General features: G+C 70.8%; 20 protein-coding genes. 19 read left to right on the top strand and 1 reads right to left on the bottom strand.

All coding sequences use genetic code 11. From position 1 onward, the window contains the following. Positions 1–185: 185 nt before the first annotated feature. The 13 genes from ACFC96_RS26755 to ACFC96_RS26815 all read left to right on the top strand — a co-directional run bounded on the left by ACFC96_RS26755 (position 186) and on the right by ACFC96_RS26815 (position 15753). The gene (locus ACFC96_RS26755; RefSeq protein WP_376256717.1) at positions 186–905 is read left to right on the top strand and encodes a hypothetical protein; all 720 of its coding nucleotides are present in this window, start codon (positions 186–188) and stop codon (positions 903–905) included. Next, positions 906–3080 carry a glycosyltransferase gene (locus ACFC96_RS26760; RefSeq protein WP_376614488.1) on the top strand — a complete coding sequence of 725 codons (2175 nt, stop codon included), beginning with the start codon at positions 906–908 and terminating at the stop codon, positions 3078–3080. Further along, entirely contained in the window at positions 3077–4366 is a 1290-nt protein-coding gene (locus ACFC96_RS26765; RefSeq protein ID WP_376256713.1) for an acyltransferase, read from the top strand. Before ACFC96_RS26760 ends, ACFC96_RS26765 begins: the two co-directional genes overlap by 4 nt. A gap of 151 nt (positions 4367–4517) precedes the next feature. Next, positions 4518–5426: a hypothetical protein gene (locus ACFC96_RS26770; protein ID WP_376614490.1), complete on the top strand. Its 909-nt coding sequence runs from the start codon at positions 4518–4520 to the stop codon at positions 5424–5426. A gap of 146 nt (positions 5427–5572) precedes the next feature. Then, positions 5573–6925, top strand: a complete 1353-nt coding sequence (locus tag ACFC96_RS26775) for a nitrate/nitrite transporter (RefSeq protein WP_376614492.1) — start codon at positions 5573–5575, stop codon at positions 6923–6925. A gap of 97 nt (positions 6926–7022) precedes the next feature. After that, positions 7023–8183 (top strand): uroporphyrinogen-III synthase, encoded by a 1161-nt coding sequence (locus tag ACFC96_RS26780; RefSeq protein WP_376614494.1) that lies wholly within the window; start codon positions 7023–7025, stop codon positions 8181–8183. Positions 8184–8223: 40 nt separating this feature from the next. Then, the gene (locus ACFC96_RS26785) at positions 8224–8748 is read left to right on the top strand and encodes a GNAT family N-acetyltransferase (protein WP_376256706.1); all 525 of its coding nucleotides are present in this window, start codon (positions 8224–8226) and stop codon (positions 8746–8748) included. A 64-nt stretch (positions 8749–8812) separates the two neighbouring features. After that, on the top strand, positions 8813–9400 hold the full coding sequence (locus tag ACFC96_RS26790) for a CGNR zinc finger domain-containing protein (protein WP_376614495.1): 588 nt from the start codon (positions 8813–8815) through the stop codon (positions 9398–9400). Between the two features lie 145 nt (positions 9401–9545). Continuing rightward, the gene (locus tag ACFC96_RS26795) at positions 9546–10121 is read left to right on the top strand and encodes a sigma-70 family RNA polymerase sigma factor (RefSeq protein ID WP_227295039.1); all 576 of its coding nucleotides are present in this window, start codon (positions 9546–9548) and stop codon (positions 10119–10121) included. After that, positions 10118–10915, top strand: a complete 798-nt coding sequence (locus ACFC96_RS26800; protein WP_376256703.1) for an anti-sigma factor family protein — start codon at positions 10118–10120, stop codon at positions 10913–10915. Before ACFC96_RS26795 ends, ACFC96_RS26800 begins: the two co-directional genes overlap by 4 nt. A gap of 81 nt (positions 10916–10996) precedes the next feature. After that, positions 10997–13378: a HelD family protein gene (locus ACFC96_RS26805; RefSeq protein ID WP_376614497.1), complete on the top strand. Its 2382-nt coding sequence runs from the start codon at positions 10997–10999 to the stop codon at positions 13376–13378. 363 nt (positions 13379–13741) lie between these two features. Beyond that, positions 13742–15175: an NAD-dependent malic enzyme gene (locus tag ACFC96_RS26810; RefSeq protein WP_376256699.1), complete on the top strand. Its 1434-nt coding sequence runs from the start codon at positions 13742–13744 to the stop codon at positions 15173–15175. A 296-nt stretch (positions 15176–15471) separates the two neighbouring features. Continuing rightward, a complete protein-coding gene (locus ACFC96_RS26815) occupies positions 15472–15753 on the top strand; it encodes an HU family DNA-binding protein (protein ID WP_030680681.1) in 282 nt (93 codons plus the stop codon). Between the two features lie 219 nt (positions 15754–15972). Here the strand turns inward: ACFC96_RS26815 and murA are convergent, their stop codons facing one another. Continuing rightward, on the bottom strand, positions 15973–17313 hold the full coding sequence (murA, locus tag ACFC96_RS26820; RefSeq protein ID WP_100593927.1) for a UDP-N-acetylglucosamine 1-carboxyvinyltransferase: 1341 nt from the start codon (positions 17311–17313) through the stop codon (positions 15973–15975). A gap of 326 nt (positions 17314–17639) precedes the next feature. On the opposite strand from murA, the gene ACFC96_RS26825 reads away from it, so the two are divergent. The 6 genes from ACFC96_RS26825 (at position 17640) to ACFC96_RS26850 (ending at position 23516) form a co-directional block, all read left to right on the top strand. Further along, positions 17640–18200, top strand: a complete 561-nt coding sequence (locus ACFC96_RS26825; RefSeq protein WP_376256697.1) for a YqgE/AlgH family protein — start codon at positions 17640–17642, stop codon at positions 18198–18200. Between the two features lie 100 nt (positions 18201–18300). Then, positions 18301–18588, top strand: a complete 288-nt coding sequence (locus ACFC96_RS26830) for a DUF3039 domain-containing protein (RefSeq protein WP_100593929.1) — start codon at positions 18301–18303, stop codon at positions 18586–18588. Between the two features lie 237 nt (positions 18589–18825). Further along, positions 18826–20118, top strand: a complete 1293-nt coding sequence (locus ACFC96_RS26835) for an extracellular solute-binding protein (RefSeq protein WP_376614499.1) — start codon at positions 18826–18828, stop codon at positions 20116–20118. Positions 20119–20122: 4 nt separating this feature from the next. After that, the gene (locus tag ACFC96_RS26840) at positions 20123–21022 is read left to right on the top strand and encodes a carbohydrate ABC transporter permease (RefSeq protein WP_376256693.1); all 900 of its coding nucleotides are present in this window, start codon (positions 20123–20125) and stop codon (positions 21020–21022) included. Beyond that, entirely contained in the window at positions 21019–21864 is an 846-nt protein-coding gene (locus ACFC96_RS26845) for a carbohydrate ABC transporter permease (RefSeq protein WP_376256692.1), read from the top strand. Before ACFC96_RS26840 ends, ACFC96_RS26845 begins: the two co-directional genes overlap by 4 nt. Then, positions 21864–23516 carry a beta-N-acetylhexosaminidase gene (locus ACFC96_RS26850; protein WP_376614501.1) on the top strand — a complete coding sequence of 551 codons (1653 nt, stop codon included), beginning with the start codon at positions 21864–21866 and terminating at the stop codon, positions 23514–23516. The genes ACFC96_RS26845 and ACFC96_RS26850 overlap by 1 nt, the downstream gene beginning before the upstream one ends. Positions 23517–23642: the final 126 nt, after the last annotated feature.

Raw genomic sequence — 23642 nt, forward strand, 5'->3', positions numbered from 1 at the left:
CTACATTCGTCGTCCGAGCGCATTGTGATAAGGGGGGCGCTCGGATCGGGTGGGGGCCCGGTCCGAACGACGAGTGCTCGGTACGTCGTGCGCGCACCCGCTATCCATGTCCTTGGGGGGATGTGCGTACGGTGGAACATTGGCGAGAAAATGCCCGTTCCGGGCAGACTCACGATCCTAATGAAGTGACGGTCCAACTCGACGGCGCAGGCCGCCAGTTGGACGAGCTCATCGCTGCACGGCGCGAGGGAGCGGCCGCCAAGGAAGTCCCGGTCTTCGTGGACGACTCGGGCCGGCGAAACCGCAGGTACCGCCGCTTCGGCGCGATCGTCGGGATGATCTGCGCGGTCTACGCCGTGGTCATCGTGGCGACGCTGCTCTCCGGAAACTCGAACGCGCCCTGGCTGCCCATCCAGGGCGAGGACCGCGACAGGCCCGCCGGCAAGGTGGACACGTCGCCGCTGCCCGCCGACCCGTCGGCCAGGCCGTCCTCCTCGGCGGGTGTCACGGCCGAACCCGGTGCTTCCGGCACGGGAGCGGTGTCCGACGAGCCGGGTGCCGGCTCGTCCACCGGGCCGGACGCCAGTGCGAGCGCCGAGCCGGACGACAAATCCGGCACGTCGCCCACCCCGAAGCCGTCCGGCGGCCATGGCAAACCCGCCCCCGGCAAGTCGCCCGACCCCGGCCCCGGCCCCTCGGAGCAGCCCAGCTCACCCGACCCCGGCGAGCCGTCCCCGTCCGACAGCGGACCACCCGTCGAGCCGTCGGGCTCCCCGGCCGCCCAAGGCGGTTCGGAGACGGTCGCGGCGTCGTCCGTCGAGTCGCCCGTCGTGTCACCCGTCGACCCGAGCAAGAGTCCGGCCGGACCGTCAGCGGCCTCGTCCCCGGAAAGCGGCATCCTGTAAATGTCCTCCCGCCCACGCAGCAACCGCAGGGCGCCGCGTCGCCGCCTGCCCATGCGCTATCTGCTGCCGTCGCTGCTCCTTGTCGCCCTGCTCGCGATGCTCATGCTCCGCGGGTACGTGCACAGCGAGATCCTCGCCGACCACCGCATCCAGCCGCCCGCCGCCACCGATCACGTGCCCGAGAAGATCCTCGAGGGCGGTCCCGTCATCGACACCCGCGGCGGGCGCGAGACCAGCATGAGTGTGCCCGAGCACCGGCTCGTCCTCACCTTCGACGACGGCCCCGACCCGGAGTGGACCCCGAAGGTCCTCGACGTCCTGAAGGAACACCACGCGCACGGCGTCTTCTTCGTCACCGGCACCATGGCCTCCCGCTACCCGGACCTGGTCAAACGCATGGTCGACGAGGGTCATGAGGTCGGCCTGCACACCTTCAACCACCCCGACCTCTCGTACCAGTCCAAGAGCCGCATCGACTGGGAGCTCACCCAGAACCAGACGGCCCTCGCCGGTGCGGCCGGCATCCGCACCTCGCTGTTCCGGCCGCCGTACTCCTCGTTCGCCGACGCCATGGACAACAAGTCGTGGCCGGTCACCAAGTACATCGGCAGCCGCGGGTACATCACCGTCGTCAACAACACCGACAGCGAGGACTGGAAGCGCCCCGGCGTCGACGAGATCATCCGTCGCGCCACGCCCAAGGGCGGCAAGGGCGCGATCGTCCTGATGCACGACTCCGGTGGAGACCGCTCGCAGACCGTCGCGGCCCTCGACCGTTTCCTGCCCCGGCTCCAGAGCCAGGGATACGACTTCGTCAACCTCACCGAGGCGCTCGGGGCACCCAGCGCCCACACGCCCGTGCACGGTGTCGAACTGGCCAAGGGCAAGGCGTGGATCTACGCCGTCGACGCCTCGGATAACGTGACGGACGTGCTCGTCGTCGGGCTCGCGGTGATCGGCGTCCTCGTCTTCACCCGCTTCGGCCTGATGCTCCTCCTGTCCGGAGCGCACGCCCGGCGCGTGCGGCGCCGCGGATTCTCCTGGGGGCCGCCCGTCACCGAACCGGTGTCGGTGCTGGTCCCGGCGTTCAACGAGGCCAAGTGCATCGAGAACACGGTGCGTTCACTCATGTCGAGCGAGCACCCCATCGAGATCATCGTCATCGACGACGGCTCGACCGACGGCACGGCCCGCATCGTCGAGAATCTGCGCCTGCCGGGCGTCCGGGTGGTCCGCCAGCACAACGCGGGCAAGCCGGCGGCCCTCAACAGGGGCCTGGCCAACGCCCGGTGCGACCTGATCGTGATGATGGACGGCGACACGGTCTTCGAGCCGTCCACCGTCCGCGAGCTCGTCCAGCCCTTCGGTGACCGCCGCGTCGGCGCGGTCGCGGGCAACGCGAAGGTCGGCAACAAGGACTCCCTGATCGGGGCCTGGCAGCACATCGAGTACGTGATGGGCTTCAACCTCGACCGCCGCATGTACGACATGCTGCGCTGCATGCCCACGATCCCCGGGGCCGTGGGCGCCTTCCGCCGCAGCGCGCTCGAGCGCATCGGCGGCATGAGCGACGACACGCTCGCCGAGGACACCGACGTCACCATGGCCCTGCACCGGGACGGCTGGCGCGTCGTCTACGCCGAGAAGGCCCGTGCCTGGACCGAGGCCCCGGAGTCCGTCCAGCAGCTGTGGTCCCAGCGCTACCGGTGGTCCTACGGCACGATGCAGGCGATCTGGAAGCACCGCCGCTCCGTGATCGAGTCGGGCCCCTCCGGGCGCTTCGGCCGCATCGGCCTGCCGTTCGTCGCCCTCTTCATGGTCGTGGCGCCGCTCCTGGCACCCCTCATCGACGTCTTCCTGCTCTACGGCCTCGTGTTCGGCCCCACGGAGAAGACGATCGGCGCCTGGCTCGGCGTCCTCGCCGTCCAGGCCGTCTGCGCGGCGTACGCCTTCCGGCTCGACCGCGAACGCATGACCCATCTCATCTCACTCCCGCTCCAGCAGATCCTCTACCGGCAGCTGATGTACGTCGTGCTGCTCCAGTCCTGGATCACCGCCCTCACCGGCGGCCGACTGCGCTGGCAGAAGCTGCGGCGCACCGGAGCGGTCGAGGCGCCGGGGGCGATTCCGCGCCAGCGGGCGTCGCGCGGCAACGATCGGAGGCCCGTCGCATGACGTATCCCACTCCCGCCACCGACGGCCAGAGCGGGTTCCGGCAGACGCGGCGCCTGCCGCAAGTGCCCTTCCCGCAGGTGCCGTTCACACCGGAGCCGTCGCCCGCCCCCGTTCCGCCCGCACCGCCCGCGCAGGCGGCCGCGCCGAAGAAGCCGGGCCGCGACCGCTATCTGGACCTGCTGCGCTCCATCGCGCTCGTCCGCGTCGTCGCCTACCACCTCTTCGGGTGGGCCTGGCTGACGGTCCTCTTCCCGTCCATGGGCGTGATGTTCGCGCTCGCCGGATCGCTGATGGCGCGCTCCCTGAGCCGGCCCGCCATAGGTGTCATCAGGGGCCGTGTCCGCCGGCTCCTGCCGCCCATGTGGGCGTTCAGCGTCGTCGTCCTCGCCCTGCTCTTCCTGGGCGGCTGGAACCCCGGCAAGGACCCCGACAGCGGGGGGACCTGGGGCTGGATCAGCCTGTTCAACTACTTCGTGCCCGTCGGCGCACCGTCGTTCCCCTGGCATCTCGGTGACAAGGCGGGCCTCCTGGAGGACACCTGGCCGTCGCAGGCCGCGGGCCCGCTCTGGTATCTGCGGGCCTACCTGTGGTTCGTCATCGCCTCCCCGCTCCTGCTGTGGGCGTTCCGCAAGGTGCCGTGGGCGACGCTGCTCGCGCCGCTCGCGCTGACGGCCGTCGTCGGTACGGGCATCGTCACCATCCCCGGCGAGACGGGGAACGCGGTGACCGACTTCGCGGTCTACGGCGGCTGCTGGGTCCTCGGTTTCGCCCACCACGAGGGCGTCCTCGCGAAGGTGCCGCGCTATCTCGCCGTGTCCTGCTCGGCGATCGTGATGGCGTTCGGACTGTGGTGGGCCTCGGGCCATCTCGGGCCGGACGGCTGGGACCTGAACGACATCCCCCTGGCGCAGGCGACCTGGTCCTTCGGTTTCGTCGTCATCCTGCTCCAGTACTCGCCGTCCTGGCAGGAGCTGCCCGGCCGGCTCGCCAAGTGGGACAAGCTCATCACGTTGTCCAACAACCGCGCGGTCACGATCTATCTGTGGCACAACATGCTGATCATGGCGACGGTGCCGATCATCGACCTCGCGTACAACCTGCCGTTCATGCAGGACGCGAGATGGAGCGGCGCCCTCGACTCCACGTACATGCTCTGGATGTTCGTGCTGACCTGGCCGCTGATCGCTCTCGCGGTCCTCGGCACGGGCTGGATCGAGGACCTGGCCGCCAAGCGGCGCCCGCGGCTGTGGCCGAACGGCGTCAAGAAGCGGGCACACCGCCGCTAGGACCTGTCGTCCGGATCACGCCGGGCTCGCGGGTGCGGGTCCGGCCTGATCCGGACGAAAGGCCCTGGGCGGGGTTGTGCGGCCGGTGGGGGTGGAGGAGGTTGGGTCGCGAGCGACCAGTGACCGCAGGACCACGAGGGGACCCGGACCGATGACACAGCCTCCCGGCCAGCCGCCGCAGGACGGATCCGGGCACCACCCGGCGTACGGGCCGCCGCCCACCCCGCCGCAGTCGCCGTCCGGCGGCGGGCAGGACAACCCGTACGCCGGCGCGCCGACCCCGCCGCCGGCTCCGCCCCAGACACCGCCACCGGCCCCTCAGGGCCGGCCCGGCTACGGGGACCAGCCCGCATACGGCTCCCAGCCTCCCTACGGCCCGCCCCCGCAGGGGCAGCCGCAGGGTCAACCCCCGTACGGGCAAGCCCCGTACGGGCAAGCCCCGTACGGGCAGCCGCCCCACGGCGGGGGTGCCTATCCGCCGCCCCCGCCCCCGCAGGGCAGTGGTGGCACGCGCCGGACCGCCGTCATCATCGGGTCCGCGGTCGTCGCGCTCGTCGTGATCGTCGGCGGGGTCTTCCTCGCCACGAACGGCGGCGGCGACGACAAGCCGAAGGCGAAGGACTCCGTGTCCGCGGAGCCCGCCACGTCGGACGGGCCCTCCGACGAGCCCACGAGCGAGGACCCCGCGACGGAGGACCCCGTCGAGGAGCCGAGTGATCCCTCGGGGACGGATCAGGAGCGGCCCGCCGGGTCCACCGGCTACCAGGGCCAGTGGCAGGACGAGCAGGCCAGGACCCTCACGGTCGGCGACAAGGTCGCGTCCGGATCGGCCAAGGGCAAGTACAGCGTGTCCTACATCGACGCCGGCGGTAAGGGCATCTGCACCGGCATCGGGGAGAACCGCAGCGGCGGGGCGTTCCGGATCGCCGTCAAGTGCATGGGCAAGGACACCGGCGACGAGGTCTTCGGCGCGAACCTGACACAGGCCGACGACGTGGTCACGCTGAAGTGGGACAAGGGCGGCTCGGCGAGCCTCAAGTGGGCGGGCACCACGACCTGACCCGCGCCGGGGAGCGAAGCTCACCGCCGGGCCCCGCGCCCGGTGAGAGCAACGTTCCCCGCCGGTCACGGTGCGGCACAGCGCGGTAATCCCGCCTCCCTACCTTCGGGGTCATCAGCCGAGAACCGTGACCCTGGAGGCGTGTGATGGCAGCCCGGAGTTGGATCCAGAGGTGGGATCCGGAGGACGAGACGTTCTGGTCGCAGGGGGGCGGCGAGAAGGTCGCGCGGCGCAATCTCGCGTTCTCCATCCTGTCCGAGCACATCGGGTTCTCGATCTGGACCCTGTGGTCCGTGATGGTCCTGTTCATGGGGCCCGAGTACGGCATCGACCCGGCCGGCAAGTTCTTCCTGGTCTCGATGGCCACGCTGGTCGGGGCGGTCGTCCGCGTGCCCTACACCTTCGCCGTCGCCCGCTTCGGCGGCCGGAACTGGACGGTCTTCGCGGCGAGCCTGCTCCTGATCCCGACGGTTGCCGCGTTCGCCGTGATGGAGCCGGGGACCTCGTACACCACGTTCATGGTGTGCGCGCTGCTCACCGGGGTCGGCGGCGGCAACTTCGCCTCGTCGATGACCAACATCAACTCCTTCTTCCCGCTGCGGAAGAAGGGCTGGGCCCTCGGTCTGAACGCGGGCGGCGGCAACATCGGCGTCCCCGTGGTGCAGCTCGCCGGGCTCGCCGTGATCGGCGCGAGCGGCGGGCCGCGCGTCCTGCTCGGGATCTACATCCCGCTCATCGCGGTGTCGGCGATCTGCGCCGCGCTGTTCATGGACAACCTCGCGACCGTGAAGAACGACACCGGGGCCGCCCAGGAGGCCGTGCGCGACCCGCACACATGGATCATGGCGCTCCTGTACGTCGGGACGTTCGGGTCGTTCATCGGTTACAGCTTCGCGTTCGGGCTCGTCCTGCAGACGCAGTTCGGCAGGACGCCGCTGCAGGCCGCGTCGATCACGTTCATCGGGCCGCTGCTCGGCTCCCTGATCCGGCCCGTCGGCGGCCGGCTCGCCGACCGGTTCGGCGGCGCCCGCATCACGCTGTGGAACTTCGTCGGGATGGCCGTCGCCACCGCCGTGGTCGTCCTCGCGTCGACGCAGAAGTCGCTGCCGCTGTTCACCACGGCGTTCATCGCCCTGTTCGTGCTCACGGGCCTCGGCAACGGGTCGACGTACAAGATGATCCCCGGCATCTTCCAGGCCAAGGCCGCCGCCATGGGGCTCGCGGGGGAGGAGGCCGCGGCGTACGGCCGGCGTCTGTCCGGGGCCTCGATGGGGTTGATCGGCGCGGTGGGCGCGCTCGGCGGGCTCGGCATCAACCTCGCCTTCCGCCAGTCCTTCCAGACCGCCGGCACGGGCACGGCCGCGTTCGTCGGGTTCCTCGTCTTCTACGCGGTGTGCTTCGCCCTGACCTGGGTCGTATACATTCGCCGCCCGGCCGCCGCGAAGGCTCCCGTCGAGGCCACGGAGACGGAAGCCCGGCTCAGCTACGCCGAGGTGTGACGTAACACCGCTGACATCATGGGGAACCGAGCCCGTCACGGGATCCTGACAGGCTCGGTCGACCCCGGCAGAACCACCCGAGCGGGACGAGAGCCACATGTACGACGCACAGCAGGACCCCCCGGCGGGGCAGCACGGCCCCCTCGCGGGCTTCACCGTGGGCGTGACCGCCGCGCGCCGCGCCGACGAGCTCGGCGCGCTGCTCCAGCGGCGCGGCGCGGCCGTCCTGCACGCACCCGCGCTGCGCATCGTCCCGCTCGCCGACGACAGCGAGCTCCTCGCGGCGACCAAGGACATCGTCGACCACGCGCCCGACGTCGTCGTCGCGACCACCGCCATCGGGTTCCGCGGCTGGATCGAGGCCGCCGACGGCTGGGGCCTGGGCGAGGCGCTCGTCGCCCGGCTGCGCGGCGTGGAGCTGCTCGCCCGCGGGCCCAAGGTCAAGGGCGCCGTCAGGGCCGCCGGGCTCACCGAGGAGTGGTCCCCGTCGTCCGAGTCGATGGCGGAGGTCCTCGAACGGCTCCTCGACGAGGGCGTCGACGGCCGCCGGGTCGCCGTCCAGCTGCACGGCGAGCCGCTGCCCGGCTTCGTCGAGGCGCTGCGCGAGGCGGGCGCCGACGTCGTGGGCGTGCCGGTGTACCGGTGGATGCCGCCGGAGGACACAGCACCCCTCGACCGGCTGCTCGACGCGACGCTCAGCCGGGGCGTCGACGCGCTCACGTTCACCAGCGCGCCCGCCGCCGTGTCCCTGCTCTCCCGGGCCGAACTGCGGGGCCAACTGACGGAGCTGCTCGCCGCTCTGCATCACGACGTCCTGCCCGCCTGCGTCGGTCCCGTGACCGCGCTGCCGCTCCAGGCCCACGGCGTGGACACCGTGCAGCCCGAACGTTTCCGGCTCGGCCCGCTCGTCCAGCTCCTGTGCGCCGAACTCCCGGGCAGGGCGCGTACGTTGCCGGTCGCGGGTCACCGCGTGGAGATCCGCGGGCAGGCCGTCCTGGTCGACGGCGACCTGCGCCCGGTGCCGCCCGCCGGGATGTCGCTCCTGCGCTCCCTGTCGCGCCGGCCCGGCTGGGTCGTGCCGCGTGCCGAACTGCTGCGCGCGCTGCCCGGCGCGGGCAGCGACGAACACGCGGTGGAGACGGCGATGGCCAGACTGCGCACGGCGCTCGGCGCCCCGAAGCTGATCCAGACGGTGGTCAAACGCGGCTACCGCCTGGCCCTGGACCCGGCGGCGGACTCCAAGTACGGGACGGAGTAAGGGAGTTCGGAGCCGGCGCGCGCCCGGCTACCGTGGGCGGATGGTCACCGACGCCTTTCAGGTCCGCCCCGCCGAGCCCGCCGACGCGCAGGCCATCGCCGACGCCTATCGGCGCAACCGTGCACACCTGCGGCCCTTCGAGCCGTGGCGGGGGCCCGAGTTCTGCACCGCGGCCGGTCAGGCGGCGCGGCTCGCCGAGCCGGGGAGCGCGCGCTGGGTCGTGACCGACGGCGACCTCGTCATCGGCCGCGCGGATCTCTCCGGCATCGTGCTCGGACCGTTCCGCAGCGCCTCGCTCGGCTACTGGATCGACGCCGGATACGTGGGCCGCGGCCTCGCCCGCAGGGCGGTGCGGGAGGTGTGCCGGGCCGCCCGCGACGAGCTCGGCCTGCACCGCGTCGACGCCAGTACCCTGCTGGACAACCACGCTTCCCAGCGTGTCCTCGCCGCCTGCGGGTTCGAGCGTTACGGGACCGCTCCCGAGTACCTCCACATCAACGGCCGCTGGCGCGATCACCACCTCTTCCAGCGGATCCTGCACGACGGTCCGCCGGCCCGTCCGTGAACCCTTCGTGAGGGGCCCGGCACCAGGGGTTCCGGCGGTGCGTGCGTGCGGGCACTGTAGGGACATGGCATCGCCATCGTCCTCGTCCTCGTACGAGCTGCGCTTCGACTCCGGGCGCAGTTCGCTGGATCTCCTGGCCACGGCGCATCCCGACGAACGGCTCGACTCGGTGGGGCGGCTGCGGGCCTGGCTGGTCGGCTCGGGGCTCGTGCCCGCGGACACGCCGCTGCGCGACGCCGACGCGGCCTGGCTCGACGCCGTGCAGGAACTGCGCGGCCACATCGGCCGGTTGGTGCGCGGCGAACTCGACGGCAGGCCCGCGTCCGGCTCCCTGGAGCGGGTCAACGCCCTCGCCCGCGCGGCGCCGCCCGCGCCCCGCGCGACCCGCCGCACCGACGGCACTCTTGTCAGGGACCTGCACACCGACCCCGGCTGCCGCGAGCTGCTCGCGGCCGTCGCCCGCGACGCCGTGGAACTGCTCACGGACCCGGTCGCCCGCTCCTGTCTGCGCCGCTGCGAGGGCGACAGCTGCCCGATCATCTACCTCGACACGTCCCGGGGACGGCGCCGTCGCTGGTGCTCCAGCGAGGTGTGCGGCAACCGCGAGCGGGTGGCGCGGCACCGTCGCAGGGCGGCGCTCGCCCGGGCCTGAGGATCCCCCGAACACCTCCCCGAACCTCTTTTGGCATGTCCCGGCAGATCGTTTGAACGCTTCGCGGCCCGCTTGCGTACTGGGGTGCGTCCAGCCGAGCGGCGACCAAGCCGGAACGCTCAACCAGGGGACAGCGGAGGTAGGCGTGCGCAAGGATTCCGCCGTGGCCGATGAACGCCCGCCGAGGGCACGACATCGCGCGCCGCAGCCTCCCGAGCCCGACGAGGAGCTGATGCGCGCGCTCTACCGCGAGCACGCGGGTCCCCTTCTCGCCTATGTGCTCCGGCTGGTGGCGGGGGACCGGCAGCGTGCCGAGGACGTCGTGCAGGAAACGCTCATCCGTGCCTGGAAGAACGCCGGTCAGCTCAACCGAGCGACCGGTTCGGTACGCCCCTGGCTGGTGACGGTCGCCCGGCGCATCGTCATCGACGCTCACCGCAGCCGGCAGGCCCGGCCGCAGGAGGTCGATCCGTCGCCGCTGGAGGTCATCCCCGCGGAGGACGAGATCGACAAGGCGCTGTGGCTGATGACGCTTTCGGATGCGCTCGAGGACCTGACGCCTGCCCACCGCGAGGTGCTGGTGGAGACGTACTTCAAGGGGCGTACGGTCAACGAGGCGGCCGCGACACTCGGTATTCCCAGCGGAACGGTGCGCTCACGGGTGTTCTACGCGCTGCGTTCCATGAAGCTGGCGCTGGAGGAGCGGGGGGTGACGGCATGAGTGCCTCGTACGACGACTACGGACCGCATGGGTCCGGTGACGTTCACGAGACGGTCGGCGCCTACGTGCTCGGCGTCCTCGACGACGCCGAGGCGAGCGCCTTCGAGGCGCATCTGGCGGGGTGCGAGCTGTGCGCGCGCCAGCTGGAGGAGTTCGCCGGCATGGAGCCGATGCTCGCCGCGCTCGCGGATCTCCCCGAGCCGCAGGGCACCCCCGGCAGAGAACGCCTCGGCGCGCAGCTCGGCGCCCGCCCGAGCGACCGGCTCGCCGGCCGGCTCTTCGACGAGGTGGCGCAGCGGCGGGCGCGCAAGCGCCGCCGTGGGATGTACCTGGTGGCGGCCGCGGCCGCGCTGATCATCGGCGGACCGCTGACGGTGATGGCGGTGAACGGCGGCGGCACGCACGACACCGCGTCTCCCCACCCCACCAGCCCCGCCGAGGACGCCTTCTTCAACCACATGGACGAGAAGGTCAGGGCGACCGACCCGGCCACGAAGGTCACCGCCACCATCGGCATGGAGAAGAAGGCCTGGGGCACCCACACCGTCCTGGAGCTGAAGAACGTCAAGGGCCCGCTCACCTGCTCGCTGGTCGCGGTCGGCAAGAACGGCCGGCGCGAGACGGTCACCACCTGGGCCGTGCCGAAGTGGGGTTACGGCATTCCCAACAGCAAGCACGAGGCGTCGAAGTACCCCTTGTACGTGCACGGGGGCGCCGCGTTCGAGCGCAACGCCATCGACCACTTCGAGGTCGAGACGCTCGACGGCAAACGCCTCGTGGAGGTCGACGCGTAGCCCCGGCAGCCGGATGCGTAGCCTCGCGGGCCTCCCTTCGCGTACCTTTGACGGCTGCCCAGCACGTCAGAAGGGGGCCCGGTGGCCGCTCAGGCTCATCAGCAGACCGCGCTCGACCAGGATCACGATTCCGTCCGGGACCGCGAGGTCGGTGTCGAACAGGAACACCTCGACCAGGTGTACCGCCGGCTCGAGGAAAAGATCCACGAGGCCGAGTTCCTGATGAACGACGCGGCCCAGCGGGGACAGGTCGGCACGCCCGGCGCCCTCGCCGAGCGCGACGCCCAGGTGTTCCGCGCGGGGATCCACCTCAACCGCCTCAACAACGAGTTCGAGGACTTCCTCTTCGGCCGGATCGACCTGCTGCTCGGCAAGGACGGCAAGAAGGGCCCCGACGGCGCGTACACGGCCGTGGAGCCCGCCGAGGGGTCCGTGCGCGAGGACGCGGACGGGAAGCGGACCGCCGACATCGCCGAGACGCTCCACATCGGCAGGATCGGCGTCCTGGACGCCGACTACTCGCCCCTGGTCATCGACTGGCGCGCGCCGGCCGCCGCGCCCTTCTACCGCTCGACGCCGGTCGATCCGGGACGGGTCGTACGCCGCCGGGTCATCCGCTCCAAGGGCCGCAAGGTGCTCGGCGTCGAGGACGACCTGATGCGCCCCGAGCTGACCGCGTACCTCGACGGCGAGCAGCTGCCCGTCATCGGCGACGGCGCCCTGATGGCCGCCCTCGGCCAGGCCCGCAGCCACACCATGCGCGACATCGTGGCGTCCATCCAGGCCGAGCAGGACCTCGTGATCCGGGCCCCCGCCGCGTCCGTGACGTACGTGGAGGGGGGACCCGGCACCGGCAAGACGGCCGTCGCCCTGCACCGCGCCGCGTATCTGCTCTACCAGGACCGCCGCCGGTACGCGGGCGGCATCCTGATCGTCTCCCCGACGCCGCTCCTCGTCGCCTACACCGAGGGCGTCCTGCCCTCGCTCGGCGAGGAGGGCCAGGTCGCGATCCGCGCGGTCGGCTCCCTGGTCGACGGCGCGGAGGCCACGGTCTACGACTCCCCGGCGGTGGCCCGCGTCAAGGGCTCCTCGCGGATGCTGCGCGTCCTGCGCAAGGCCGCGCGCGGCGCGCTCGAACTGGGCACGCAGGACCCGCAGCAGGGCACGGGCCAGCTGGCCTTCGGCGAGGAGCCCGACGACAGGCCGGCCCCCGTCGAGCAGCCCACGCGCCTGCGCGTCGTCGCCTTCGGCCGCCGCCTGGAGCTGGAGGCCGCCGACCTGGCGAGGATCCGCCAGAACGCGCTGAGCGGCACCGCCCCCGTCAACCTGCTGCGCCCGCGCGCCCGCAAGCTCCTCCTGGACGCCCTGTGGTCGCAGTCCGGCGCGGGCACCCGCCACAGCGACCCGGAACTCGCCGCGGAGCTGCGCTCCTCGTTCGACGACGACATCACCTCCGAGGACGACTTCCTGCGCTTCCTCGACGCGTGGTGGCCCGAGCTCACCCCGCGCGGTGTCCTCGCCGCGATGGGCGACGAGCGCCGCCTCGGCCGCTGGGCCCGCCGGATCCTCAACCCCGGTGAGGTCCGCAAGGTCGCCCGCTCGCTGCGCCGCGACGACCTGTCGGTGCACGACGTGGCGCTCCTCGACGAGCTGAACGCGGTCCTCGGCACCCCCGTACGCCCGAAGAAGAAGCGCGAGTACGACCCCCTCGACCAGCTCACCGGTCTCGAGGAGCTGATGCCCTCGCGCGAGGAGACGCAGCGCGAGCGCGCCGAGCGCCTGGCCCAGGAGCGCACGGAGTACGCGCACGTCATCGTCGACGAGGCGCAGGACCTCACGCCCATGCAGTGGCGGATGGTCGGCCGCCGCGGCCGGCACGCGACCTGGACGGTGGTCGGCGACCCCGCCCAGTCGTCCTGGTCGGACCCGGACGAGGCGGCCGAGGCCCGCGACGAGGCCCTCGGCTCCCGTCCCCGCCGCCGCTTCACCCTCACCGTGAACTACCGCAACCCGGCCGAGATCGCCGAACTCGCCGCCAAGGTCCTCGCGCTCGCCATGCCGGGCTCCGAGTCCCCGTCGGCGGTCCGCTCGACGGGCGTGCGTCCCCGGTTCGCGGTCGTACAGGAGGGCCTCGGGCACACCGTCCGCGAGGAGGCGGCGCGCCTGCTCGACCAGGTCGACGGCACGGTCGGCGTCGTCGTCGCGATGAACCGGCGGGACGAGGCGGCGCGCTGGCTGGCGGGGCTCGGCGACCGCGTGGTCGCGCTCGGCAGCCTGGAGGCCAAGGGCCTGGAGTACGACGCGACGGTCGTCGTGTCGCCCGCGGAGATCGCCGACGAGTCCCCGGCGGGCCTGCGCGTCCTGTACGTGGCGCTGACCCGCGCCACGCAGCAGCTCACGGTCGTTTCGGGCAGCCGCGACGAACCGGACGAGGGCGGGGTGCCGGACCTGCTCCGTGAATGAGTTCGAGGGATGGGAATTGCCTTACGGGGATCCTTTGTTACCTTGGACGTGGCACCGGCTCGATCCAAGCCCCCGGGCCCAACCTTCGTCGCTACGAGCGACCACTTGCCGCGAGGCGAGCATGGCGGGTCGGTGTCGTCAACGTAAGTGAGAGGTCCACGTCAGCTGACGTGGACCTCTTTCTGTTTCCTGTCACTTCTCGTATGGTGGAAACAACTTTCCGAAAGTGCGCGACCGAGGTGCTGTCCGGGCAGTGAACAAAACGTTCGCAATCCGGGGCGGCTACCACGTACTCAGCGGTAGGTGCGACGATCGGACGGAAAAACAGCAGCAGCCACACGGTGAAAGCAGAGGAAGTCGGCCATGGCAACGGCGCCCAGCGTCTCCTACTCGATGACGGTCCGCCTTGAGGTGCCCGCCAGCGGAACAGCGGTATCCCAACTCACGACGGCCGTGGAGTCCCACGGAGGCTCGGTGACCGGTCTCGACGTGACGGCGTCCGGCCACGAGAAACTCCGGATCGACGTCACGATCGCCGCGAGCTCCACCGCGCACGCCGACGAGATCGTCGAGGGCCTGAGCGGCATCGAGGGCGTCATCCTCGGCAAGGTCTCCGACCGTACGTTCCTGATGCACCTCGGCGGCAAGATCGAGATGCAGTCGAAGCACCCCATCCGCAACCGTGACGACCTGTCCATGGTCTACACGCCGGGTGTGGCCCGCGTGTGCATGGCGATCGCCGAGAACCCCGAGGACGCCCGGCGTCTGACGATCAAGCGGAACACCGTTGCGGTCGTGACGGACGGCTCCGCGGTGCTCGGCCTCGGCAACATCGGCCCGATGGCCGCCATGCCGGTCATGGAGGGCAAGGCGGCCCTCTTCAAGCGCTTCGCCGACATCGATGCCTGGCCGATCTGCCTGGACACCCAGGACACCGACGCGATCGTCGAGATCGTCAAGGCCATCGCCCCCGGCTTCGCGGGCATCAACCTCGAGGACATCTCCGCCCCGCGCTGCTTCGAGATCGAGGCCCGCCTGCGCGAGGCCCTCGACATCCCGGTCTTCCACGACGACCAGCACGGCACGGCCATCGTCGTCCTCGCCGCCCTGACGAACGCCCTGCGTGTCGCGGGTAAGGCCATCGGCGACATCCGCGTCGTCATGTCCGGCGCGGGCGCGGCCGGCACGGCGATTCTCAAGCTCCTGATCGCGGCCGGCGTCAAGAACGCGGTCGTCGCCGACATCCACGGTGTCGTGCACGCGGACCGCGCGGATCTCGTCGACGCCCAGGCCGATTCGCCGCTGCGCTGGATCGCCGACAACACCAACCCCGAGGGCCTCACGGGCACGCTCAAGGAGGCCGTGCGCGGCGCCGACGTGTTCATCGGAGTCTCCGCTCCGAACGTGCTCGACGGCGACGACGTGGCGGCCATGGCCGAGGGTGCGATCGTGTTCGCGCTCGCGAACCCCGACCCCGAGGTCGACCCCGCAATCGCCCGTCAGACGGCGGCAGTTGTGGCCACGGGCCGCTCGGACTTCCCGAACCAGATCAACAACGTCCTCGTGTTCCCGGGCGTCTTCCGTGGCCTCCTCGACGCCCAGTCGCGTACGGTCAACACGGAGATGATGCTGGCCGCCGCGGCCGCCCTGGCGGACGTGGTGAGCGAGGACGAGCTCAACCCGAACTACATCATTCCGAGCGTCTTCAACGACAAGGTCGCGGGCGCCGTCGCCGGAGCGGTGCGCAACGCCGCCAAGGCCGTCGGCGGTGCTGTGACGGGCGCCACGGCCTCCTGAGGCCCGGCGCGTCGCGGAATGCGGGGCCCCTGGCCGCCCTCTAGGGTGGCCGGGAAGCACGGCCCCACCCCGCCCCACAGCGGGACGGCGACGCAATCCGTGTGACCCCCAAGGGCGCCGGATTGGCTTTCCCGCCGCTGGTGGGGGCAGGATGCGTCTTCGGGCGCGAGGGTCTGAAGACGGACCCGGGTCCGGGGCCTGACCGAGGACCCTGGCAGCATCGGCTTCGCTGTGCCCAACATGCGGCTCCGCCGCGTGGCACGCCTCAACGGCAAGAAGAACACGGGAGTACAAACATGAACCGCAGTGAGCTGGTGGCCGCGCTGGCCGACCGCGCCGAGGTGACCCGCAAGGACGCCGACGCCGTGCTGGCCGCGTTCGCCGAGACGGTCGGCGAGATCGTCGCCAAGGGCGACGAGAAGGTCACCATCCCCGGCTTCCTGACCTTCGAGCGCACGCACCGTGCCGCTCGCACCGCCCGCAACCCGCAGACCGGCGAGCCGATCAACATCCCGGCCGGTTTCAGCGTGAAGGTGTCCGCGGGCTCCAAGCTCAAGGAAGCCGCCAAGGGCAAGTAAGCCAGGCAGCACAAGGGGCGGCCACCCGGTTCGGGTGGCCGCCCCTTCTGTGTTGTCACGGGGCCCTGCCGGCGCTCAGGAAGGGCCCCGGCAGGGCCTGTGGTGGCGTGTGACCGGCCCGGCGCCCTGCCCGGCAGCTCGACCTTCGCGCCGAGCCCGACGAGCTTCTCCATGCCGAAGGCCCGGGGGATGCCCCCGGGCCTTCGGCGGAGCGTGTGGCTAGCCCAGTGCCTTGCCCGGCAGCTCGACCTTCGCGCCGAGCTCGACGAGCTTCTCCATGAAGTTCTCGTAGCCGCGGTTGATCAGGTCGATGCCGTGGACGCGGCTCGTGCCCTGGGCGGCCAGGGCGGCGATCAGGTACGAGAAGCCGCCGCGCAGGTCGGGGATGACCAGGTCGGCGCCCTGGAGCTTCGTCGGGCCCGACACGACCGCGGAGTGCAGGAAGTTGCGCTGGCCGAAGCGGCAGTCCGAGCCGCCCAGGCACTCGCGGTAGAGCTGGATGTGCGCGCCCATCTGGTTCAGCGCGGACGTGAAGCCGAGGCGGGACTCGTAGACCGTCTCGTGGACGATGGACAGGCCCGAGGCCTGCGTCAGGGCCACGACGAGCGGCTGCTGCCAGTCGGTCTGGAAGCCGGGGTGGACGTCCGTCTCCAGGGCGATCGACTTCAGCGAGCCGCCCGGGTGCCAGAAGCGGATGCCCTCGTCGTCGATCTCGAAGGCGCCGCCGACCTTGCGGTACGTGTTCAGGAACGTCATCATCGAGCGCTGCTGGGCGCCGCGGACGTAGATGTTGCCCTCGGTCGCCAGCGCGGCCGACGCCCACGACGCGGCCTCCAGGCGGTCCGAGAGAGCGCGGTGCGTGTAGCCGCCCAGCTTGTCGACACCCGTGACCCGGATGGTCCGGTCGGTGTCCATGGCGATGATCGCGCCCATCTTCTGCAGAACGCAGATGAGGTCCTCGATCTCGGGCTCCACGGCCGCGTTCGAGAGCTCGGTCACGCCCTCGGCCAGCACGGCCGTCAGGAGGACCTGCTCGGTCGCGCCGACCGACGGGTACGGCAGCCGGATCTTCGTGCCGCGCAGCCGCTGCGGGGCCTCCAGGTACTGGCCGTCCGCCCGCTTCTCGATGGTCGCGCCGAACTGGCGGAGCACCTCGAAGTGGAAGTCGATCGGCCGGCCGCCGATGTCGCAGCCGCCGAGCCCCGGGATGAACGCGTGGCCGAGCCGGTGCAGGAGCGGCCCGCACAGCAGGATCGGAATGCGCGAGGAGCCCGCGTGCGCGTCGATGTCGGCGACGTTGGCGCTCTCCACGTGCGAGGGATCCATGATCAGCTCGCCGGGTTCCTCACCCGGGCGGACCGTCACGCCGTGCAGCTGGAGGAGGCCGCGTACGACCCGGACGTCGCGGATGTCCGGGACATTGCGCAGCCGGCTCGGCTCGCTGCCGAGCAGCGCGGCGACCATGGCCTTGGGCACGAGGTTCTTCGCGCCGCGGACACGGATCTCGCCCTCCAGCGGGGTTCCGCCGTGGACAAGCAGTACATCGTCGGTGACGGTCATGAATCTCGCGTTCCGATGAGATGGACAGGACAGATGGGCAGGACCGCAGGGCGGAGCCGTCGGGCGAGGCCTTTCGGGCCGGGCCGCTGGGCGGGCCAAGGCATAAGCCTAAGGGCCGCCTACCCCCCTTCCGTAAGCCCAAGTGCGCCAGGGGGACGTCATGACTTCGCTACAACACGAAATGTCGCTAAACGGGCGCGGAGGGTCACCTTCCAGGGCCGGTTCGCGGCGCGTGCCCCGGGCGCGTGAGGTGTCTCTGAGCTGGGCGCACCCGGGAAGAGTCATTGACTCCCCGCTCGGCGGCAAGATGCGGGATCATGTCTGGCATGACCGAGGTGTCCTCGCTCACAGGGCGGCTGCTCGTGGCCACACCCGCCCTCACGGACCCGAACTTCGACCGGGCGGTCGTGCTGCTCCTCGACCACGACGAGGAGGGCTCGCTCGGCGTCGTCCTCAACCGGCCCACGCCGGTCGGGGTGGGCGACATCCTGGAGGGCTGGGGCGCGCTCGCCGGCGATCCGGGCGTCGTCTTCCAGGGCGGCCCGGTCTCGCTCGACTCGGCGCTCGGCGTCGCGGTGATCCCCGGCGACGAAGGGCCCCTCGGCTGGCGCCGCGTGCACGGCGCGATCGGCCTGGTCGACCTGGAGGCCCCTCCCGAGCTGCTCGCCTCGGCGCTCGGATCCCTGCGGATCTTCGCCGGGTACGCGGGCTGGGGCCCGCGTCAGCTGGAGTCCGAGCTGACCGACGGCGCCTGGTACGTCGTCGAGTCGGAGCCGGGCGACGTCTCGTCGACGGATCCCGAGGGCCTGTGGCGCGCGGTGCTGCGACGTCAGCGCAGTGACCTGGCGATGGTGGCGACATATCCGGACGATCCGTCGCTCAACTGAGGCCGTCGGCCGGTGCCGTGATCGGCGGGAATCGGGGGTGCGGGGCCTTCGCCCCGAGGCCGCTGACCCTTCCCCCGGGGCTTCAGTACCCTTGGCCTTTATGAGCACTCTTGAGCCCGAGCGCGGGACAGGTACGGGGACCCTCGTAGAGCCGACGCCGCAGACATCGCACGGTGACGGCGACCACGAGCGCTACGCCCACTATGTCCAGAAGGACAAGATCATGGCGAGCGCCCTCGAGGGGACGCCGGTCGTCGCGCTCTGCGGCAAGGTCTGGGTGCCGGGCCGGGACCCGAAGAAGTACCCCGTGTGTCCCATGTGCAAGGAGATCTACGAGTCCATGGGCGCCGGCGGCGACAAGGACAAGGGCGGCAAGGACAAGAAGTAGCGGGCAAGGGGGAGCGGGCGAGAGGCGGCGGGCGAGAAGTGGTCGCCCGCGCCGCCGCGGAAGGTTCCTGAGGCTGCTGCGAAAGGCCCCCGAGGTGCGTATCTGTCGCGCCATGGGGGCCTTTGTGCTGCCTCCGTAACCGTTGCGCTCAGTGGTCTGGACCTCCTAGCCTCCTCAGTGTTGTGCACAGCAAAACCGCCATTGCGTATGTTGCAACGACACTTCGGAGGCTGCCCCATGAAGCTCCCCGTCCGAATGGCCTTGCCCCTGGCCGCACTTGCCCTCGCCACCGCCTGCGCCCCCGGGACCTCGGACAACGGCTCCGCCGGGGACGACAGGAGCGGGACCCTGCGCGTCTGGCTCTTCCAGGAGGTCGACAACCGGCCGAAGCAGAAGGTCGTCGACGCGGCCGTCGCCGCCTTCGAGAAGTCCCACAAAGGTGCCGACGTCAAGGTCGAGTACATCCCCGTCGAGACCCGCGCCGAGAAGATCAAGGCCGCCTTCAACGACCCGAAGAGCGCCCCCGACGTCATCGAGTACGGCAACACCGACACCGCCGGATACGTCAAGGACGGCGGCCTCGCCGACGTGACCGAGGAGTTCCGCGCCTGGCCCGAGGCCAAGGACACCGACCCGACGGCCGAGGAGTCCGTGACCGTCGACGGAAAGATCTACGGCGCCCCCTACTTCGTCGGCGTACGCGCCCTCTACTACCGCACCGACGTCTTCAAGGCCCTCAAGCTCGACGTCCCGACGACACAGGCACAGCTCGCCACCGCGGCACGGAGGATCCACAAGGAGAGGCCGGACCTGTACGGTCTCGCGGTCGGCGGTGCCTACACCTACGGCGCCATGCCCTTCATCTGGTCCCAGGGCGGCGAACTCGCCGAGAAGAAGGGCGGATCGTACGAGTCGGCCATCGACAGCCCGGCCGCGCGCAAGGGCATCGAGGCGTACACGTCCCTCTTCGGCGAAGGCAACTGTCCCGCCGCGAAGTGCGCGGGCATGGGCGGCAACGACACCGTCACCGCGTTCGCCTCAGGCAAGGCCGGCATGGCCATCGGCGGCGACTTCAGCCACCAGGCCATGGAGGACGGCGCGGTGAAGGGCAAGTACGCCGTCGTGCCGCTGCCCGGCACGGACAAGGGCGACATCGCCCCGGCGTTCGCGGGCGGCAACAACATCGGCGTACTCAGGAGCACCTCGCACCGCACGCTCGCCGTGGACCTCATGAAGAGCCTCGCCTCGAAGAAGACGCAGGGCGAACTCTTCGACGCGATGGGCTTCCTGCCCACGTACACGGACGTCCGCGAGAGCGTCGCGAAGAAGGAGCCCTTCGTCGCGCCCTTCATCAAGACCCTCGGCGCCGGCGCCGAGTTCGTGCCCGCGTCGCCCGCCTGGGGCCAGATAGACGCCTCGCTGGTCCTGCCGACCATGTTCCAGGAGATCGTCAGCGGACGTAAGGACGTGGCGACGGCCTCGCGGGACGCGGCGAAGAAGATGGACGCCGCCTTCCGCACCGCGGGCTGACCACGTGGCCACCGACTCCACCGTCCGCCGCACCGGCGCCTGGACCCCCTGGCTCTATCTCGCCCCCGCCCTGCTCCTCCTCGGCGGGCTCCTCGTCTACCCCGTCTGGCAACTCGGCCTGATCTCGTTCCTCGAATACACCCAGGCCCAGGTCAGCGGCGGCGAACCGACCACCTTCCAGGGGCTCGGGAACTACGCGGCGCTCTTCGCCGACGAGCAGTTCTGGCAGGTGCTGCTCGCCACGGTCCTGTTCGCCGCCGCGTGCGTCGTCTCCACCCTCGCCGCCGGCTGCGCCCTCGCCGTGCTGCTCACCCGCGTACGCGCCCTGCCCCGGCTCGCCCTCATGCTGGCCGCGCTCGGCGCCTGGGCGACCCCCGCCGTGACCGGCTCCACGGTCTGGATGTTCCTCTTCGACCCGGACTTCGGCCCGGTCAACCGGGTGTTCGGGCTCGGCGACTTCTCGTGGACGTACGGCCGCTACAGCTCCTTCGCGCTCGTCCTGCTCGAAGTGGTGTGGTGCTCCTTCCCGTTCGTGATGGTCACCGTGTACGCGGGCATCAGGGCCGTCCCGGCGGAGGTCGTCGAGGCGGCCGCGCTCGACGGGGCCTCGCAGTGGCGGATCTGGCGCTCGGTGCTCGCCCCGATGCTGCGGCCGATCCTCCTCGTCGTCACCGTCCAGTCGGTCATCTGGGACTTCAAGGTGTTCACCCAGATCTACGTCATGACGAACGGCGGCGGCATCGCGGGCCAGAACCTCGTCCTCAACGTGTACGCGTACCAGAAGGCCTTCGCGTCCAGCCAGTACGGCCTCGGCTCCGCGATCGGCGTCGTCATGCTGCTGATCCTGCTCGCCGTCACGCTCGGACACCTGCGCATCCTGCGCCGCAGAGGGGAGGAGCTGTGAATCCGGTACGGGTGAGGGCGCGACGGCCGTGGCGGCTCGCCGCCGAGGCGTCCGCGCTCCTGATCGCCCTCGTCGTCGCCTTCCCCCTCTACTGGATGGTGCTCGGCGCCTTCAAACCGGCCGGCGAGATCGAGTCGGCAGAGCCGAGGCCCTGGACGCTCGCGCCCTCGCTCGACTCCTTCCGGCGCGTCTTCCAACAGGATGAATTCGGCCGGTACTTCCTCAACAGTCTGATCGTCGCGGGCACCGTCGTCGTGATCTCCGGCCTCGTCGCATTCCTCGCCGCGACCGCGGTGACAAGGTTCCGGTTCAGGTTCCGCACGACGCTTCTCATCATGTTCCTGGTCGCGCAGATGGTGCCCGTCGAGGCCCTCACCATTCCGCTCTTCTTCCTCATGCGGGATTTCGGGCAGCTCAACACACTCGGCTCACTGATCCTGCCCCACCTGGCGTTCTCCCTGCCGTTCGCCGTGTGGATGCTCCGGGGCTTTGTGAAGGCCGTCCCTGAAGCGCTTGAGGAGGCCGCGTACATCGACGGGGCGAGCCGCGCCCGGTTCCTGTGGCAGATCCTTTTCCCGCTGGTCTTTCCCGGCCTCGTGGCGACCAGCGTCTTCTCCTTCATCTCCACCTGGAACGACTTCCTGTTCGCGAAGTCCTTCATCATCAGCGACACCTCGCAGTCGACCCTGCCCATGGCCCTGCTCGTCTTCTTCAAACCCGACGAGAACGACTGGGGCGGCATCATGGCGGCGTCGACGGTAATGACCATTCCGGTACTGGTCTTCTTCGTACTCGTACAGCGGCGCCTGGTGTCCGGGCTCGGCGGCGCGGTTAAGGACTGATGTCAGTGACTTCGGCAGATCTCATTCCCGCACCCCGCCGGACGGCGCCCGGTGACGGCCTCCACGAACTCGGCGACGCCACCACGATCGACGCCGCCGCTGGTACCGAGGGCGTCGCCCGCTGGCTGCGCTCGACCGTCGCAGCGGCCACGGGCCTCGGCCTGCCCCCCGCCGGCACCGGCGCCGACCTGCGCGACGGTGAAACCCGTATAGAGCTGCGCATCGACCCGGAACTCGGCCCGGAGGCCTACCGGATGACCGTCGACCGGCGCACCGTCCGTATCGAAGGCGGCGGCGCGGCCGGGGTCTTCTGGGGTGCCCAGACCTTCCGTCAGCTCCTCGGCCCCGACGCGTTCCGGCGCGCACCCCTCGAACCGGGCCGCAGGTGGACCGTCCCCACCGGCGCCGTCGAGGACGCACCCCGCTTCGCCTGGCGCGGCCTGATGCTCGACGTGTCACGCCACTTCATGCCCAAGGAAGGGGTCCTGCGCTATCTCGACCTGCTCGCCGCGCACAAACTGAACGTCTTCCACTTCCACCTCACCGACGACCAGGGATGGCGCATCGAGATCAAGCGTCACCCCCGGCTCACGGAGCACGGAGCCTGGCGCGCCCGCACGAAATTTGGCCACCGTGCCTCCCCTCTGTGGGACGACCGTCCGCACGGCGGCTTCTACACGCAGGACGACATCCGCGAGATCGTCGCGTACGCCGCCGAACGGCATATCCGCGTCGTCCCCGAGATCGATGTCCCCGGCCACTCCCAGGCTGCCATCTCGGCCTATCCGGAACTCGGCAACACGGACGTCGTCGACACCGCCTCCCTCACCGTCTGGGACAACTGGGGAGTAACCCCGAACGTACTCGCGCCGACCGACCGGACACTGCGCTTCTACGAGGGCGTATTCGAGGAACTCCTCGACCTCTTCCCCGCCGACGTCTCGCCGTTCATTCACATCGGCGGCGACGAGTGCCCCAAGGACCAGTGGAAGCAGTCGCCCGCCGCGCAGGCCCGGATCGCCGAACTCGGCCTGAAGGACGAGGACGAGCTCCAGTCCTGGTTCATCCGGCACTTCGACACCTGGCTCACCGCACGCGGCCGTCGCCTCATCGGCTGGGACGAGATCCTGGAGGGCGGCCTCGCGCCCGGCGCGGCCGTGTCGTCCTGGCGCGGCTACGCGGGCGGCATCACCGCAGCCCGCGCCGGACACGACGTCGTCATGTGCCCGGAGCAGCAGGTGTATCTGGACCACCGTCAGGCGCCGGGCGACGACGAGCCGATGCCCATCGGATACGTCCGCACGCTGGAGGACGTCTACCGCTTCGAGCCCGTCCCCCCGCAGCTCACCGAGGAGGAGGCGCGTCATGTCCTGGGCACCCAGGCCAACGTGTGGACCGAGGTGATGGAGAGCCAGGCGCGCGTCGACTACCAGGTGTTCCCGCGCCTGGCCGCCTTCGCCGAGGTCGCCTGGAGCGCCCTGCCCGCCCCCGCCGAGCGTGACTACGCGGACTTCCGGCGCCGAATGACCGCCCACTACGGCCGCCTTGACGCCCTCGGCGTCGACTACCGTCCGCCCGCGGGCCCCCTTCCGTGGCAGCAGCGACCGGGTGTGCTCGGACGCCCGATCGAGGGGGCGCCCCCGAACGTGTGAGACGCCCGCCGTACGCGTGCCCCGGGGCCTCGGCCCTGGGACCGTGGGACCGCACGAAAAAGCCTTACAAAAATCACCGAAGAGTGGCAATGCGTACTGACCGGTGACCAGGGGCGAAAACGATCC

The sequence above is a fragment of the Streptomyces sp. NPDC055955 genome (genome assembly GCF_042270245.1).
Classification (GTDB): Bacteria; Actinomycetota; Actinomycetes; order Streptomycetales; family Streptomycetaceae; genus Streptomyces.

Excerpts from the sequence above, each read along its gene's own strand:
- ACFC96_RS26760 (WP_376614488.1), top strand. The coding sequence starts at position 906 with ATGTCCTCCCGCCCACGCAGCAACCGCAGGGCGCCGCGTCGCCGCCTG.
- ACFC96_RS26765 (WP_376256713.1), top strand. The coding sequence starts at position 3,077 with ATGACGTATCCCACTCCCGCCACCGACGGCCAGAGCGGGTTCCGGCAG.
- ACFC96_RS26770 (WP_376614490.1), top strand. The coding sequence starts at position 4,518 with ATGACACAGCCTCCCGGCCAGCCGCCGCAGGACGGATCCGGGCACCAC.
- ACFC96_RS26775 (WP_376614492.1), top strand. The coding sequence starts at position 5,573 with ATGGCAGCCCGGAGTTGGATCCAGAGGTGGGATCCGGAGGACGAGACG.
- ACFC96_RS26780 (WP_376614494.1), top strand. The coding sequence starts at position 7,023 with ATGTACGACGCACAGCAGGACCCCCCGGCGGGGCAGCACGGCCCCCTC.
- ACFC96_RS26785 (WP_376256706.1), top strand. The coding sequence starts at position 8,224 with ATGGTCACCGACGCCTTTCAGGTCCGCCCCGCCGAGCCCGCCGACGCG.
- ACFC96_RS26790 (WP_376614495.1), top strand. The coding sequence starts at position 8,813 with ATGGCATCGCCATCGTCCTCGTCCTCGTACGAGCTGCGCTTCGACTCC.
- ACFC96_RS26800 (WP_376256703.1), top strand. The coding sequence starts at position 10,118 with ATGAGTGCCTCGTACGACGACTACGGACCGCATGGGTCCGGTGACGTT.
- ACFC96_RS26810 (WP_376256699.1), top strand. The coding sequence starts at position 13,742 with ATGGCAACGGCGCCCAGCGTCTCCTACTCGATGACGGTCCGCCTTGAG.
- ACFC96_RS26815 (WP_030680681.1), top strand. The coding sequence starts at position 15,472 with ATGAACCGCAGTGAGCTGGTGGCCGCGCTGGCCGACCGCGCCGAGGTG.
- murA (WP_100593927.1), bottom strand. The coding sequence starts at position 17,313 with ATGACCGTCACCGACGATGTACTGCTTGTCCACGGCGGAACCCCGCTG.
- ACFC96_RS26825 (WP_376256697.1), top strand. The coding sequence starts at position 17,640 with ATGACCGAGGTGTCCTCGCTCACAGGGCGGCTGCTCGTGGCCACACCC.
- ACFC96_RS26830 (WP_100593929.1), top strand. The coding sequence starts at position 18,301 with ATGAGCACTCTTGAGCCCGAGCGCGGGACAGGTACGGGGACCCTCGTA.
- ACFC96_RS26835 (WP_376614499.1), top strand. The coding sequence starts at position 18,826 with ATGAAGCTCCCCGTCCGAATGGCCTTGCCCCTGGCCGCACTTGCCCTC.
- ACFC96_RS26850 (WP_376614501.1), top strand. The coding sequence starts at position 21,864 with ATGTCAGTGACTTCGGCAGATCTCATTCCCGCACCCCGCCGGACGGCG.